At 40.7% G+C, this 15,267-nt stretch carries 19 protein-coding genes; 12 read left to right on the top strand and 7 right to left on the bottom strand.

Translation table 11 applies throughout. The features are described 5' to 3' along the window. Positions 1–183 precede the first annotated feature (183 nt). A complete protein-coding gene (gene coaA, locus C6Y01_RS06410; protein ID WP_034661193.1) occupies positions 184–1,143 on the top strand; it encodes a type I pantothenate kinase in 960 nt (319 codons plus the stop codon). A gap of 30 nt (positions 1,144–1,173) precedes the next feature. On the opposite strand, the gene C6Y01_RS06405 is transcribed toward coaA, so the two are convergent. The 4 genes from C6Y01_RS06405 to C6Y01_RS06390 form a co-directional block, all read right to left on the bottom strand. Next, positions 1,174–2,409, bottom strand: coding sequence for an MDR family MFS transporter (locus tag C6Y01_RS06405; protein WP_034661190.1), 1,236 nt, complete (start codon positions 2,407–2,409; stop codon positions 1,174–1,176). 188 nt (positions 2,410–2,597) lie between these two features. Further along, on the bottom strand, positions 2,598–2,942 hold the full coding sequence (locus C6Y01_RS06400) for a YolD-like family protein (RefSeq protein ID WP_034661189.1): 345 nt from the start codon (positions 2,940–2,942) through the stop codon (positions 2,598–2,600). 15 nt (positions 2,943–2,957) lie between these two features. Next, complete coding sequence (locus tag C6Y01_RS06395) at positions 2,958–4,190, bottom strand: DNA polymerase IV (RefSeq protein WP_034661188.1); 1,233 nt, start codon at positions 4,188–4,190, stop codon at positions 2,958–2,960. Between the two features lie 149 nt (positions 4,191–4,339). Further along, positions 4,340–4,789, bottom strand: coding sequence for a YfmQ family protein (locus C6Y01_RS06390; RefSeq protein WP_034661187.1), 450 nt, complete (start codon positions 4,787–4,789; stop codon positions 4,340–4,342). A 277-nt stretch (positions 4,790–5,066) separates the two neighbouring features. Between C6Y01_RS06390 and C6Y01_RS06385 the strand changes: the two genes are divergently transcribed. Beyond that, positions 5,067–5,546, top strand: coding sequence for a GNAT family N-acetyltransferase (locus tag C6Y01_RS06385; RefSeq protein ID WP_034661184.1), 480 nt, complete (start codon positions 5,067–5,069; stop codon positions 5,544–5,546). Further along, the gene (locus C6Y01_RS06380) at positions 5,543–6,517 is read left to right on the top strand and encodes a GNAT family N-acetyltransferase (RefSeq protein WP_034661182.1); all 975 of its coding nucleotides are present in this window, start codon (positions 5,543–5,545) and stop codon (positions 6,515–6,517) included. Before C6Y01_RS06385 ends, C6Y01_RS06380 begins: the two co-directional genes overlap by 4 nt. A 17-nt stretch (positions 6,518–6,534) precedes the next feature. Here the strand turns inward: C6Y01_RS06380 and exlX are convergent, their stop codons facing one another. Next, entirely contained in the window at positions 6,535–7,197 is a 663-nt protein-coding gene (exlX, locus tag C6Y01_RS06375; RefSeq protein ID WP_223249902.1) for an expansin ExlX, read from the bottom strand. A 257-nt stretch (positions 7,198–7,454) separates the two neighbouring features. Between exlX and C6Y01_RS06370 the strand changes: the two genes are divergently transcribed. The 3 genes from C6Y01_RS06370 to C6Y01_RS06360 all read left to right on the top strand — a co-directional run bounded on the left by C6Y01_RS06370 (position 7,455) and on the right by C6Y01_RS06360 (position 9,601). Further along, a complete protein-coding gene (locus C6Y01_RS06370) occupies positions 7,455–7,781 on the top strand; it encodes an iron-sulfur cluster biosynthesis family protein (RefSeq protein WP_106037959.1) in 327 nt (108 codons plus the stop codon). A 12-nt stretch (positions 7,782–7,793) separates the two neighbouring features. Continuing rightward, positions 7,794–8,033 (top strand): YqkC family protein, encoded by a 240-nt coding sequence (locus C6Y01_RS06365; protein ID WP_003215790.1) that lies wholly within the window; start codon positions 7,794–7,796, stop codon positions 8,031–8,033. Positions 8,034–8,338: 305 nt separating this feature from the next. Continuing rightward, positions 8,339–9,601 carry a response regulator aspartate phosphatase gene (locus C6Y01_RS06360; protein ID WP_034661176.1) on the top strand — a complete coding sequence of 421 codons (1,263 nt, stop codon included), beginning with the start codon at positions 8,339–8,341 and terminating at the stop codon, positions 9,599–9,601. 26 nt (positions 9,602–9,627) lie between these two features. On the opposite strand, the gene C6Y01_RS06355 is transcribed toward C6Y01_RS06360, so the two are convergent. Further along, positions 9,628–10,560 carry an alpha/beta hydrolase gene (locus C6Y01_RS06355; protein ID WP_034661174.1) on the bottom strand — a complete coding sequence of 311 codons (933 nt, stop codon included), beginning with the start codon at positions 10,558–10,560 and terminating at the stop codon, positions 9,628–9,630. A gap of 124 nt (positions 10,561–10,684) precedes the next feature. On the opposite strand from C6Y01_RS06355, the gene C6Y01_RS06350 reads away from it, so the two are divergent. Together C6Y01_RS06350 and C6Y01_RS06345 are read left to right on the top strand one after the other, a co-directional pair. Continuing rightward, complete coding sequence (locus C6Y01_RS06350; protein WP_034661172.1) at positions 10,685–10,909, top strand: YqkE family protein; 225 nt, start codon at positions 10,685–10,687, stop codon at positions 10,907–10,909. Between the two features lie 323 nt (positions 10,910–11,232). Next, a complete protein-coding gene (locus C6Y01_RS06345; RefSeq protein WP_034661170.1) occupies positions 11,233–11,517 on the top strand; it encodes an LCI fold-containing protein in 285 nt (94 codons plus the stop codon). Positions 11,518–11,603: 86 nt separating this feature from the next. Here C6Y01_RS06345 and C6Y01_RS06340 read toward each other — a convergent pair whose 3' ends face one another. Continuing rightward, on the bottom strand, positions 11,604–12,527 hold the full coding sequence (locus C6Y01_RS06340; RefSeq protein WP_106037958.1) for an aldo/keto reductase: 924 nt from the start codon (positions 12,525–12,527) through the stop codon (positions 11,604–11,606). 167 nt (positions 12,528–12,694) lie between these two features. Between C6Y01_RS06340 and C6Y01_RS06335 the strand changes: the two genes are divergently transcribed. From C6Y01_RS06335 to C6Y01_RS06320, 4 genes are all read left to right on the top strand, one after another. Further along, complete coding sequence (locus tag C6Y01_RS06335) at positions 12,695–13,252, top strand: NUDIX hydrolase (protein WP_060596775.1); 558 nt, start codon at positions 12,695–12,697, stop codon at positions 13,250–13,252. Then, positions 13,249–14,430 (top strand): TIGR00375 family protein, encoded by a 1,182-nt coding sequence (locus C6Y01_RS06330; RefSeq protein ID WP_095285358.1) that lies wholly within the window; start codon positions 13,249–13,251, stop codon positions 14,428–14,430. Before C6Y01_RS06335 ends, C6Y01_RS06330 begins: the two co-directional genes overlap by 4 nt. Continuing rightward, the gene (locus tag C6Y01_RS06325; RefSeq protein ID WP_034661163.1) at positions 14,417–14,869 is read left to right on the top strand and encodes a GNAT family N-acetyltransferase; all 453 of its coding nucleotides are present in this window, start codon (positions 14,417–14,419) and stop codon (positions 14,867–14,869) included. The genes C6Y01_RS06330 and C6Y01_RS06325 overlap by 14 nt, the downstream gene beginning before the upstream one ends. A gap of 68 nt (positions 14,870–14,937) precedes the next feature. Continuing rightward, positions 14,938–15,159, top strand: coding sequence for a hypothetical protein (locus C6Y01_RS06320; RefSeq protein ID WP_003215884.1), 222 nt, complete (start codon positions 14,938–14,940; stop codon positions 15,157–15,159). Positions 15,160–15,267 lie beyond the last annotated feature (108 nt).

Raw genomic sequence — 15,267 nt, 5'->3', positions numbered from 1 at the left:
TGTGCTCCCTTCTATCTATCGAACTGAATACTCTTATTTACCCTCATTTTCCTTTTTTTAATGCTTTTTTTCGCAAAAGAAGCAAACTTTAGTTGAAAAATAAAGACAGCGCCTTCATTTTAAGCTACAATCGGATTATCGTCTTTTTGGTTACGAGTTTAGTGAAGATTGGTGGGAAAGACTTTGAGTGACACGCGACTAGATTTTAATACTTTATATACACGCCATACAAGAGAGGCTTGGTCTGCTCTTGGGGAATATATGCCGGTATCTGTTTCAGAAGAGGAAGCGAGAGCACTTCAAGGATTAAATGACTATTTATCGCTTGAAGAAGTTCAAGATATTTACATACCACTTATTCGTTTTCTGACATTGCATGTCTTTGCAGAAAAACAAAAAAATCAGCATGTAAATGCCTTTTTAAACTACCCGCATCATGCGAAAATCCCTTTTTTAATTGGGATTGCTGGAAGTGTGGCTGTCGGGAAAAGTACAACGGCTCGTATCATTGAAACGCTTTTATCGAGGCTTGGAGATGGGCTGAAAGTGAGTCTTGTGACAACAGATGGCTTTTTGTATCCTCAAAAAGAATTAAAGGATCGAGGACTCATGGAAAAGAAAGGCTTCCCGGAAAGCTATGATGTCAAAGCCTTGTTGTCTTTTTTAAACGAATTAAAATCGGGCAAACAAACTGTTCATGCACCGGTATATTCGCATCTGACCTATGACCGGCTTGAAGGGGTGTATGAAACAGTGGAGGATGCCGATATTGTCATCATTGAAGGAATCAATGTGCTGCAATCCCCAGCGCTGGATGATCTGAAGGATGAACCGCGTGTGTTTGTATCAGATTTCTTTGATTTTTCAATTTATGTAGATGCTGCTGAAACGCAAATTCAATCATGGTATAAAGAACGGTTCCGTTTGCTAAGGGAAACAGCTTTCCAAGACCCTGAATCCTTCTTTCATCAATACAAAGATTTGACGGATGAAGAGGCAGATCACATGGCAAGCACGATTTGGAATACCGTCAATCGCCCTAATTTATATCAAAATATTTTACCGACAAAATATCGAGCCGATCTCATTTTGAAAAAAGGTGATCAGCATAAGGTGGAAGAGATTGCTATCCGCCGAGTATAAAGAAAAACCGCTCAAACGAGAGCGGTTTTTTTAATGATCTCCACTGACTTTAACAGCGACCGCAGCTGCGGATCGCTTTTTCAGGCGGTAGTATCCAATGAGTAAGAACGGGACACCTGCGATGGTGACCATCGACAAGACTGAAAAAATGGAGAAGGGATGGGCTGCGCCAAAATAGTCAATGCACAGTCCGCCGACAAATGGTCCGATGACGCTGCCGAGCTGAGAAAATCCCATCGCACCAAAGTACGATCCCTTTACTTCTGGCTTTGCCACATTGTCTACAAAAAGATCCATCATCGCAAACAGCAGAACCTCTCCAATTGTAAACACGACAATGATGAAAGCAAGCATGCCGAGACTCTGTGAAAAAGCAATAGCAAACAAACTGCCGGCAAGAAGAATATTCCCAGTGGTCAGCGACAAAATGGTGGAGTAGCGCTTGGCGATCATGATGAGCGGATATTGTACGACAATGACAACAACTGCATTTAAAGATAAAAGGTATCCAAACAGTTTCGGACCATCCTCAATCATAGGTGAAGCGGATAAATATTGAGGCAGCGTTGAGCTCAAATGCGAATACCCGAACGAACATAAGGTCACGCCGATGAGGATAATGCTAAAGACCGTATCTTTTTGGATAATGGAAAGGGCTTTTTTGACACCAATTTGTTTCGTGCTTTCTGGAGCAGCAACTGGATGTTTCTGAAATTGCCAGACCAGCGTTAATCCGTATAACAAGTAAATGAAGGCAGCAACGAGAAATGGGAACGTTGTTTTCGATGACCCGAGGTATAAGCCAAGCAGAGGACCGAAGATGACCCCTATGTTAATGGCTGTATACCGTAAATTAAACACAAACAACCGAATACTTGATGGGGTGACATCAGATAAGAGCGCCTTAGATGTTGGTTCAAACAGTGCCCGGCACAGTCCGTTTAAAGCGTTCATGATAAAGAAGACCCAAATGGCATCTGCAAATGCAAAGCCAACAAAGACAAGTGACCAACCGAAGATCGATAGAAGCATGACCTTTTTTCTGCCGATACGATCAGAAATATATCCGCCGTAAAAACTCGCAACGATCCCAATCAGAGAGCTAACGGCAATGATTAATCCAGCAGAAGACGCTGAGGCGCCTTTGACTTGTGTCAAATAAACGGCCAAAAAAGGAATGCTCATGGACGTCGCCATTCGGCCAAATATGGTGCCGATGATGATCGTCCAACTAAGCGGATGTAACGTACGTAAGTTATTTTTCATGCTGTTTCTCCCCTGAGTTTGTAAGATGTTCCAATCATACATGAAAAATTGTGCAAATTAAATACACAATTTGATGGAGGAGACATCTGCCATATGGCAAAGAAGCAAGATTGGCTCGCCATTTGGAGGTTTGCTTTTTGCTGCCAGTGCTTCTATGTCACTGATTCGCGCGGTCATTTGGCGAAAATTTAATCAAGGTCGATCGCGACGATTTGCTGCAAGGACAGGTTGAGAACATCCTCATCATTGACGATTTTTATGCGCTGCGTTTCATAATGAATGGCTTTTACCCAGCCCCAAAACTGCTCTTTCATACCTGCTGCGGCATATGTCACGTAAATCGCTTGATCCTCGGTAATCGACTGTGTGATCAAAAAATTCATTTCCTCCAGTTGATCGGTGCTCAGCGGGGGAGGGGTGTACTCTTTTTTCTTCCGTTTTTGAGCAAGCAGCTGCTCCCGGTGCTCTGGAAGCATCATTCGGCTTGATTCCCACATGAGGTTGTATCCAGGTGTTAATTTATTGGGATTCATGGCTGTTCGCCTCCGTTATTTGTAATGTCCGCCAATTTTTTCGGCGCGGTGATACGCCTGCCCTGCGCTTGTCAGTGACGAAGCGTGCAGCAGGGCAGCAGGTCCATACTTCATGTGGATCGCATCAAATACTTTGCTGAGTTTGTCTTTTTGAACATGGTGATCAAATAAAGTCAGCTGATATTGGCTGTCAGACTGCAGCTGTGAGAGAGTAATACCCACACTGCGAATGGGCTGGCCATCCCAGTGCTGCTTGCATAGCTGAATGGCTGCGTCTGCAATATCTGTCCCGTACTGTGTAGGTGAATGAAGCTTGATTTGTCTATGAAATCCAGTCGGATGAGAAAAATCAGCGCCTCTCACGCCAACAGACACTGTTTGCCCAAGATAATGCTTAAAGCGTGCACGTCTTGCCACTTCTTCACTCAATTCAAGAAGAGCGACTTTGATATCCTCAAAAGACGCATAATCATGGGGAAGAGTCATATGATGTCCAACCGCTTTTTGCTGATCATGTGTGTGAATGGTGACCGGAGAGGGATCATGCCCTAAAGCTGTTCGCTGCAAAAGCTCTCCGTTGATTCCCCAGCGTTTTTTAAGCCGGTCTAACGGATAAGCAGCAAGCGTCCCAATGGTACTGATGCCCATTCGTTTTAAATGGTGCTCCATTCGTTTGCCGACGCCAAATAATTTTCCAATCGGAAGCGGCCATAAATCAGCCGCAACACTGTCTGTACGAAGTTCATAGATACCAGATGTGTTTTTTTTAGCAAAATGGTCACAGGCCATTTTAGCGAGCACTTTATTAGGACCGATGCCAACACGTGCGTAAATGCCAGTCTGGTTCATAATGGTTGTTTGTATATTTTGAGCGATCTCGCGGGGAGAACCGAGTAGTGTCAGACTGCCTGTAATATCAAGAAATTGTTCATCAATTGAATAGGGTTCGACAAGATCTGTGTATTGTTCGAGCAGCTCTGTTATCATGACAGAGATATCAAGATAGCGCTGCATACGGGGGCGTACGACGACAGCTTCGGGGCATTTCTCCTGCGCTTCCCATAATCTTGATGCATTTTGTACGCCTCGTTTTTTAGCGAGAGGGCAGGCGGCAAGTACGACCCCGCTCCGCCGCTCAGGATCTCCAGAGACGATGAGCGGCACATCCTTCAAGTGGGGAGCCTCCACTTTTTCGACTGACGCATAAAACGATTGCATATCCACAAGCAGAATGGCTCGTTCATTCATTATTTTCACCTCTTAGAACATATGTTCCGTTTATATTGTAACCGTCAGGAGGCGAAATTGATACTGGTAAATCATTCAAAGAAAAGAGCGTAAATCCATACAAAAAAGACGAAGTGTCTTCCACTTCGTCTCATTTGATGCAACATATTTTAAGCATGTGCCAAGTTGTGGGATGTTTGGAGCGGCTCAGAACGCAAACGATAGGCCGTCAATTTTTTCTTAGGCTTATGTGTAAACTGCCGCACCACATCCACGTGGTCATCGTAATGATACAGATAAAGGGTCACATCATGTTTGCCAAGCTTTGTTTGCATGGTAAGCGGTGCCGGCCCTTCCTGCGGATGAAGAAAACGCTCTTCATCACCAGGATAAATATAATAGCGTTCAATAAAGATCGCATCATTAAAATGTTGAATAATTTCAGATACTTGCTGATCATTGAGCGGACGATCTTCAAACATGATCGTTGTTTGATCACTTGTTACTTTTGCATGCACCGCATAACGACTAAAAAGGCGTTCCACAACACCAGAAGGCAGCGAAGTGACAAGAAGCTTTAAAAGACTAAACACAACAAGTGAAGTAACAATCCAAACCAATATCATCATCTCCAATAAACATTTGTTACATTTCCTATATGAACCATCTTAACATACCAAAAGAATGAAACTTTCGCACAAAAAGTGAACTTTTTGAAATAAGTGTGAAGATTTAAAAGGAGATGACGGCGAAAGAACGAAGAATCAACAAAGCTGAAAGGAAAAAAGGCTGACACGTGATCTTTACAAACAATTAATCGGACAGGTAGACTATTGAAACAACAGTTTTTTTTAAAAAAAGAGCGGTAAGCCAAAAATGAAAAGGGGCGAGGTCATCATGATACGTCAAGTGAAGCCGTCAGATTTTTACGCCGTCACATCCGTCATCCAAAGCTGGTGGGGAGGCAGAGATTTGCGCGCAAAATTGCCGAAGCTATTTTTTGAACATTTTCAGCAAACAAGTTTTGTCGTCGTTGAAAAAGGTGAACTGATTGGCTTTTTAGTCGGTTTTTTATCGCAATCTCATTCAGATGAAGCGTATATTCATTTTGTAGGTGTACATCCAGACCATCGGAAATTAAAGATAGGAAAAATCCTATATCAAGCCTTTTATGATGTGGCAAAACAGGAAGGAAGAACAACCATTAAAGCGGTAACAGCACCTGTAAATAAAGTATCGATTGCCTATCATGCAAAATTGGGCTTTCAAATTGAAAAAGGGGACAAAACTGTAGAAGGAATCTCCGTGTTTTCAGACTATGATGGAATAAATGAAGATCGTGTTTTATTTGTGAAAAAATTAGAGGCAATGCAATGATTATCAATTTAGATCAAACAATAAGTGATGTAGCAAAGCAGATCTTACATATTCAACTAGCTGCATACCAACAAGAAGCTGAACAAATTGGCTATGCCGATCTCCCACCATTAAAAGAGACCATTCAAGATGTAATGAAAGCAAAAGAGCAATTTATTGGTTTTGAGCAAAAGGGAATCTTACTAGGCGTTGCCTCTTATGAAGAGCAGAAAGATTATTTGATCATTAGTCGATTGGCTGTACATCCAAAAGCGCTAAAGCAGGGTATTGGAACAAAACTTATGTCCACAATTATGGAGAAAAATGTCCCTATAGAACTGACCACAGGGCAAAAAAATACCCCTGCAAAAAGGCTATACGAAAAGTTAGGATTTCTTGAAACAGATGTGATTCATGTTGCAAAAGAGCTCACCTTATCAAAAATGAAATGGAGACCAAGGCGAAAGGTTGAGGTTGTCGAATTCAAAAAAGAGTGGCATGAAGAATTCCATCAAGAAAAGCAGCAACTCAAGCAAATCATTCAAAAGAACTGGATAGAAGGACATCATATTGGTAGTACGTCAGTTGAAGGGCTTGTTGCCAAACCAATTATTGATATCTTAATAGAAGTAAGTCATATAAAAGAGATCGATAGAAAAAGAGAGAGCTTTGAACATCTTGGATATCAAGCGCTAGGTGAAAATGGCATAAAAGGGAGACGTTTTTTTCAAAAGGGTGGCTTGAATCGTACGCATCATGTCCATGTTTATGAGAGAAATCACCCTGATGTGAAAAGGCATTTATTGTTTCGAGATTACTTAAGGGCCCATCCAGAACGAGCTGTAGCGTATGCGTCTGTCAAGGAACAATTAGCAAATCAGTATCCGGAAGATATACAAAGCTATATGGCAGGAAAGAATGAAATCATAAAAGAAATAGAAAATGAGGCATATCACTGGGATAGAGAAGGAAGAGAGGAAGCTCTTAAATAAGCTACCTCTTTCCCTCGTTAATTAGGAAGCTGAACATTGCCTTTTACAATATAGGCCTGTGAAGCAGCAGTAGATGGAAGAGCGGGTAATTTATCCTTTACTATGACCCCGCGGATATCTGTGATTCGAACAGGAAGAGATTTAGACCCCATATTAAATCCAAGGAAATGGTTGTAGTCTGTCTTTTCCATGTTCACCCATTGTCCATCTTTGTAATATTCCATTTTCATAATCGGATATTTATGATTGCGCACTTGAATCGCAGCCCACCACTCACTGCTGCCTTCTTTTATTCTGTAAGCTACATTTCCGCTAATCGGTGCTTTTACAATTTTCCAACTAATTGGGATTTTTCCATCTGCCATATTACCGATTTTGGCAAAGGCATTAGGAGAAAGATCAAGAGCTCCTTTTGCTCCTTCTGGATATTTATCGGTTACATACACAACGGTTTTTCCTTTTGGACCCTTTACTTCAAGGTAAGCACCTGCAAGTGCCGCATTTACCCCTTTATAGTTATAGTCATGAGGATTTAAAGCCGTAATTTTCATGTCAGATGGAATAGGATCTAATAATGCGGAGCCCCCTGAGTAACCAGATCCCGTATAAGTCGCATAGCTTTCTCGTACTTCATCAAGGACAGATGCCGCTTTCATGTTTGGCACAGCGAAACTCAACATAAATATCAGTGCCCCGATGAAGCAGAGAGATAATCTTTTTTTCACGATCTAAAACCTCCTGTTTATTCTTTTAAAATTGGTAGCGTCATAAGTATAATTCTAAAAAACAAGAAGCGAAAAGAGCCAATAGATAGATATAATCCTAGTGAGAAGAGCGTGTATTTCAAAGAATATGACTTTCGGATTTAGTCGTGTGTCATGTTTTATGGTGTTTTATGTGTTACAATGTAAGCATCAATTTAAAAAGGATGTTCGCCATGTATATTCGCATCACAGAACTGGCTAAAACATATATAGAAAAACAGCAAATAGGAAACGAAACTAAGGAATTACTGCTTCGCTACGATTCAGAAGGTTGTGGCTGTGCAGTGAGTGGCGTACCAATGCTTTGGTTAACAAGTGAAAGAACAGGTGAATGGGAACAACTGAATAATAGCCAACATTTAAAACTATATATACACATTGCACAGAAGGTATTTTTTGATGAGGAAATGACCATCGATTTTAATGAAAAAGCTAATACATTGATGCTGAAAAGTCCTCAGCAAATACTCAGTCCAAGAATGGGCATACTTGTAAAGTAAGGTGGAAACGTAGTGGATCAGAAGCTTAGAGTGATACAAAACACGGCACAAAATAAAACATGGGTGTCGTTTTTAAATAACAATCATCCCTATACCCTTTTGCACTGGTCAATAGGTGGAATGGATTCGGTGAAAAAGGACGTTTGGCTTCTTCAAGATGAAGTCACATTTGAAACGGAAGAATTTCCAACGCTCGAATTAGCTGTCAATTGGATCAAAGAGAATATGGAACAGGTAACAGATGTATTATAAAAGCCCTTTTTTGACAAAAGGGTTTTTTTCGTGCCTTCATCATCTCATCAAACAGCAGGGATGTCTAATCTGAAAAATGATCTTTTAAAACGCAAAAAAACCGTTTTATAACAACCAATTCGACAAAATGAGAAAAATAGAAATGAAAAAACCGTGGTTATAAATGCCGAAAAATAGGCAATGAAAGCGTTTATTGCGGGATACCGAAAACTTTGCGAAAAATGACATTTCATATTTCTTCCATTCGAGGGAATGTGATAGAATACAACATGTATCGTATATGAGAAGGGAGGTGCTAAAGTGAATTGAAGCTCAAGCTGTCATCGCCTCAGGTTGGAATCAAAATAAACGAATGGTATAGGCAGATTTGCGGATTTCATGTCATGAAAGCAGAGAAGCTGAAGGCCGAGATCGAGCAGGAAATTCTGGAGATGGAACAGGATCAAAACTTGTTGCTGTTTTACCAGCTGATGGATTTTCGCCATAAGGTGATGCTTGAATATTTTGAACCGGCAAAGAAAGCCTCAAATGATGAAGAAATTAAGAACCTGCTAGAAACGATCGAACATTCGCAAACGAAATTAACGGACATGCTTGAATACTATGTTCATTTTTTCACAGGAATGTTTGAGTTTGAACAGCAAAACTATTTAAGTGCCATTGCTTATTACCGTTCAGCAGAAAAAAAGCTCAATCTTATATCAGATGATATAGAAAGAGCAGAATTTTACTTTAAATTAGCTGAAATATACTACCACATGAAACAAACCCACTTTTCGATGCACTATGCCTTGCAAGCGTTAGATACGTACTCTGCCTACAGAACGTACACGCTGAGAATCATCCACTGTGAATTTGTCATCGGTGCAAACTATGATGATTTGAAATGCTATGAACATGCATTACCCTACTTTAAAAATGCTCTAAATCGAGCACGCTCAATTGGAAACCCTCGAGTCATAGGTTCGGCCCTTTTCAACTTAGGTAACTGTTATTACCAAATGAACGATCTTGCGGAAGCAAGCCGTTATCTGAAAGACTCTCTTGAAGTGTTTGAAAAGGAGAATTTAACCCATCTTAATCGCTCTCTAGACCCACTATTTATGCTGACCCAAATCCTGTTTAAACAAAAACAAATAGAAGAGTCGTTAACTCTCTATCAACAAGGTATTATGAAAGCCTGTGAATTAGAAGATGAAATTTACATCTGCAAATTTCAGTTCTTAAAAGCATTATACGTTGATGCAGAAATAACGATCATAGACGATACATTAGACCTGCTCGAGGACAAGCGCTTATACCCAGATATTGAGGAATTGGCACTTGATGCGGCTCATTATTACAATGAGCTTGGACTGTATGAAGCATCTACACGGTTTTACGAAAGGAAGATTCAAGCCATATCAAAAATTCAAAATGGGGGTCATTTATATGAAAACGAGTTTGATAGTTCTTTTATTGGCAGCAACTGCAGGATTATCGGTCATGAGTCAGCAGCAATCGGAAGAGAGTCATATGGAGCTGGCGGGCAGACATCATACAACAGTGGTGACTATCGCATAAGTTAGCTCAAAAAGAGGAGACGAACCGCTGTTCATTCTCCTCTTTTATCTTCATTCGATTCAAATTGTTGAAGAAATCCTTGAACTTCTTGTTCATAAGCTGCCTTATTTTCGCTAAAAGACATCGCATGTGCCCCGTGCGGCGCTATAAATAGCTGTTTATCACCTTTTTTTCGAGCATATAGCTGCTGACTCTGCTCGCATGGAATATAGTCATCATGAAGACTATGGATAAAAAGCACAGGTTCTTTCACCTGATCGATCACATCCAGCGGTGAAACTTGCCGAATGCTGTATCCATCCCGCCATTTTAACACTCGATCACTTAGTGGAAGAATCCATTGCCCTGAAAGACGAAAATCTGTTTTTAATCGATAGAGAAGCTGATCCTCAAAAGAAGCAAAAGGACAGTCAGCTATGTAAAAATTGGCGCTTGCTTCCGGCTTTGCAGCATATAACAAAGTCGTGACTGCACCCATTGATTCTCCATGTATGCCGATAATGGCATTTTCCCCGAGTCTTTGTCTGAGCCACTTCACGACCTGCGCTAAATCTTCTTTTTCGTAGTATCCATAACTCGTGGTTTTCCCGCCGCTCATTCCATGTCTTCTATGATCATAAAGCATCACATTCCATCCGAGCTTTTGGAATAATTTCATATACTTAACGGAATTAATCAAACTGACTGTGACGCCATGACAAAGTACGATGGTGCGTGTTGTATGTGGATGTGGGTGCGGCACAAAATAGCCATGAAGATCATAACCAAATGCTGAAGGAATACACACTTTCTCTTTTTTAAGCTGTTGAAACTCTTCGTGATGATAGTGTCCTTCATCTGATTCTCTTTTGATGAGCTCTTCATCTGTTAATTTTCGAATATACATCATTTTATTGGTGAAAAAAATACCGATTGCAGCGAGCGGACATAATATCAAGGCAAGTATAGCGATCCATTTCTTCATCCAGCTGATTCTTCCTTTCCGAAGTTTTTCCTATGACGATCATACCACATGTTGGGAGATTGGCGTGACTCTTGCTCAGCAAATAAAACGGATGATACACTTAGGACAAAAGGAGAGAGGCACGATGAAAAAGACCAATCAAGAACAAGCGAAATTAAAGGACGGTATAAACGAGGATCTCAAACAGCAGCTTCTTCAAATGAAGCAGAACCTTGCCGCCCAGACAGAAAAAAGAGAAGAACAAAAACGACAAGACCTCCTTAGGCAGCAGAAAGAAAAAGAAAAAAATAAAAGCTTCTCCGAGCTGCTAGATGAAAGTCATTTGGACTGGAGAAAATATAAAAGCTAAAAAAAGGGAGCTCTGATGCTCCTTTTTTTCATGTCATCATTGAGATTGATCAACACGAAATGAACTTGTTCAAAACATAGGTGATTTGAGAGCAGACTCTTCTGACTCCTTCGAATTTCACTTCATTTCAGCTTCGTGAAAATATGATTTAAAACTAAATCCCATCACCTATTTTATACGTGATCAAAATAGAAGAAACGGGAGTATTGATTTATTAAAATTCCTTTTTTATTACAAATATAGTAATTAAGACCCTTTTAATAGAGGAGCATTCTTCTTATAATGAAGATGAATTGAAAAATTTGGAAATGGAGATGATTCACATGAAATTGAGAAGAACAATGACTGGAGTTGCTTTATCTTTAGGATTGCTTTTACCTGTTTCTGGACAAGCTCTTGCTACAAATGATTCAAAGGAAGCGGATTTTCGTACGTCGGTGACTACAATTGTTGATTGTTCTGTAACTCCTTTTAAAGGTGGAGGTAATCGATTATGTATGCATTCAGATAATGGCGTATTTGCAAATAATTTTCAACGTTTTGGTACTACATTTCACCTTAAAGGCAAAGCCGGAAATTATGCGTATTATGAAAGTGCAAATAGATAAGAGTACAGGGGCTTTTAGCCCCTTCTCATTTTTAATAGAGAAAAACACGATAAAAAAGAGATCACATAAAGCGATCTCTTTTTATGTTATTTAAATCGGTGCGCCTCATACACAGATGGTTTTGTATAGTAAGTCAATGCTTTTACTTCTTGGTCACTTAAAGAACGTGCATTTGCCGCTGCTACATTTTCTTTTAGTTGTTCCACCGAGCTTGCGCCAAATACAACGGAACTGACCGCAGAATGCTTAAGCAAATATTGAATGGACAGCTCTGTGAATGATAGGTCATAAGCGACTTTCTTTAAAGAAGGAATGACCTGCTGGAGCTCGTCAAATGAATATTGAAGATAGCCGTTTTTTTGAATCGCTGCACTTGCTTGCGAAAGTGGTTTTTCAGTTAAAAGCCCTTTTGCTAAAGGTCCTCTTGCGACGACACTAATGCCTTGTTCTTCAAGAAGAGAGAACCATTCCTCTGGACGGCGGTCGAGTAAACTATATTGCATCATCACACTGACGATGTTGGATTTTTTGGCGTATTCTTTAATGACGTTTGGACGGATAGAAGAGATGCCATAATAGCGAATAACGCCTTCTTCCACTAATTCTTCAAAAGCCTCAATCGTCTCATCGATAGGATCATCTATCGTGCCTCCGTGCAGTTGGTATAAATCAATATAATCTGTTTGCAGCCGCTTGAGGCTTTGTTTCACGGCCTTTTTTATGTACGCCTTTGAAGGGTCCCAGTCCCAGCCAGATTTGCCTTTTTCAAAGCGGTTGCCGCCTTTTGTGGCCAAAATCAAATCTTGCCGCCTGTTTTTAATCGCTTCCCCGACAATTTCTTCATTTGTCCCAAAATCATATAAATCGGCTGTATCCAAATAGTTAATTCCATGATCAATAGCCTCATCTAATAAAGAGAGCGCTTTTCCTTTTTCCGTTCCAAGGGACATACATCCTAGTGCTGCCTCGCTCACCAAAAGATCCGAGGTACCAATTCGTCTTTTTTTCAATTCCATCACACTCCTATCCCTTCACATTAAGTGAAAAAAATCTGGAATTCAAGCTAGGTGATTTCAAGTGGCGCATTGAAGCAAGCGTTCGCATTTCGCTTCTCCTAAATCATCTATGTTAAAATGAATGAAGTAAAAAGTGAAAGTAGAACGAGGAGCTGACAAAATTGAAGGACTTTGAAGAAAAAACATTATCGACTAAAGAATTATATAACGGAAAAATCATTGATTTGGTTCTTGAAGATGTAGAATTGCCAAACGGAAAACAAGGCAAACGCGAAATCATCAAACATCCTGGTGCAGTAGCCGTCATTGCTCGTACAGACGAAAATAAAATCATCTTGGTCAAGCAATACCGTAAAGCACTAGAGAGAGCCATCGTTGAAATTCCGGCTGGAAAATTAGAGCCAGGAGAAGAGCCGGCACATACAGCACTGCGAGAATTAGAAGAAGAAACAGGGTACACCACTCAGCAGCTCCAAAAGCTGACGGCCTTTTATACATCACCTGGTTTCGCAGATGAAATCGTCCACATTTATCTTGCAGATCAGCTGGTGCCGCTTGAAGAAAAAAGAGAGCTGGATGAAGATGAATTTGTTGAAGTGATGGAAGTTTCATTAGAAGAAGCCTTGCACCTCATTGAAAAGCAGCACATTTATGATGCAAAAACAGCCTATGCCATTCAGTACTTACAATTGCAAGAGGTACTTAAGTCAACAAAATGAGGGAGTTTTTTGCAGACATCCATATTCATATTGGCAGAACCAGAACAGGCAGAGCTGTTAAAATTACAGGTGCAAGGTCACTGACAATTGACCAAATTCTCATTGAAGCAACGCAAAGTAAAGGGATGGGGATGATTGGTGTGATTGATGCACAATCTCCAGAAGTCCTAGAAGAATTAATAGAGGGTGTAGAGGAAGGCAAGTACACTGAACTAAATGATGGCGGTCTATCATTTGGACAGACCGTGCTGCTTTTAGGCAGTGAATTAGAAATTAACGATGACCATTCAAAAGGTCCAATTCACGTGCTTGCATTTATGCCCACACTTCACAAAATGTCTGAGTTCTCCGCATGGCTCGCGCTTCATATGAAAAATGTGCATTTGAGTTCACAGCGCCTCTATGTTGATGGGAAAACACTTCAGCGCAAGGTCAAGGAGCTAGGAGGCTTGTTTATTCCTGCTCATATTTTCACGCCGCATAAAAGCTTATTTGGCAAAGGAGTCAACACGTCTTTAACGGAAGTATTCGACCCAGACCTCATTGATGCTGTTGAACTAGGACTTAGCTGCGATACGTCAATGGCGTCCCAGATAAGTGAACTGAATCGTTATCCCTTTTTAACGAATTCAGACGCTCATTCTTTAGGGAAAATTGCGCGAGAATATACAAAAATCCGAATGGATCATGCCTCTTTTGCCGAATTCAAACTAGCCCTTGAAGGGAAAGAGGGAAGAGCCATTACAGGAAATTATGGACTCGCTCCGCGGCTTGGGAAGTACTATCATACAACCTGCGAGAAGTGCGGAGTAAGACCTCGCGCGCTAGATCAAGAAAAGTGCCACGCATGCGGACATACCCGGATGACAAAAGGGGTGAGTGAGCGTTTAAAGGAGCTTGCTGACCAAGAAAGTGACAAAGGAACAAGACCTCCTTATGTTCATCAGCTCCCGCTTCAATTTATTCCGGGTGTCGGAGCCAAAACGCTGGAGAAGCTAAAAGCCGTGTTTCACACAGAGATGAATATCCTTCATCAAGCAACAGAACAAGAACTAAAAGCTGTCCTGCCAGAAAAAACAGCCAATTACATCATCAAAGCAAGAAAAGGTGAAGTCGAACTGATCGCTGGCGGGGGCGGAGTGTACGGTAAGGTGGATATCAATCATGAATCAAGTTAACTGGACATGTCAAACGTTTGACCAATTAACAAAAGAGGATCTTTACTTAATTTTAATGGAAAGAGTCAATGTGTTTGTTGTTGAACAAACATGCCCTTACCCTGAAATTGATCACCGGGACCAAGAAGCGCTTCATCTGTCTGCAAAAGAGGACGGCACGATTGTGGCTTATTGCCGAATTTTTCAAAGCGGAATCATGTACGAAGAGGCGTCCATTGGCCGCGTTCTTGTGACGCAGGCAGGCCGAAAAAAAGGCTATGGAAAAATGCTGCTCAGCAAGGCTTTGGAAAAGCTGAGTGAATTAGGTGAAACAAGTGTCAAAATTCAGGCGCAGGCCTACTTGAAGTCGTTTTACGAATCATTTGGTTTTAAGGCCGTTTCAGATTGTTATGATGAAGATGGAATTCCGCATCTTGATATGGTGAAAACAGAAAGATAGGCGTGTATACGTCTATCTTTTTTATGTCACATCGTGTATCATAACGTCAACGAAAGGGGTTTTGCCAAATGGGAAAAAGCAATGCAAAGAAAAAACGAGAACATATTGAAAGGCAGCACAGCCGAAACCCGGAACTGTCGAGAGGAAACATGCCGCACTTTAGCACACATGAAAGAAAGACAAAAACAAAACAAGAAGCCTTGCAGCACATGATGAAAAAACATAAAAGAAGGAATGCTTATGACCACTATCAAGAGGATCATAAGCATTTTTATTTTGCTTTTTTGTGACAACTAGTTCAAATAAATGGAAAAATTTTAAAAAATAGGACAAACGGTCGTTTCTTTTTGTCTGAAAATGTAGTTAAATGACAAAAAGATGAAAGGGAGAGTGAGTAT

Source organism: Bacillus sp. NMCC46 (assembly GCF_002998465.1).
In the GTDB taxonomy this organism is placed as follows: Bacteria; Bacillota; Bacilli; order Bacillales; family Bacillaceae; genus Bacillus.
This window is presented reverse-complemented; position numbering and strand designations above follow the sequence as displayed.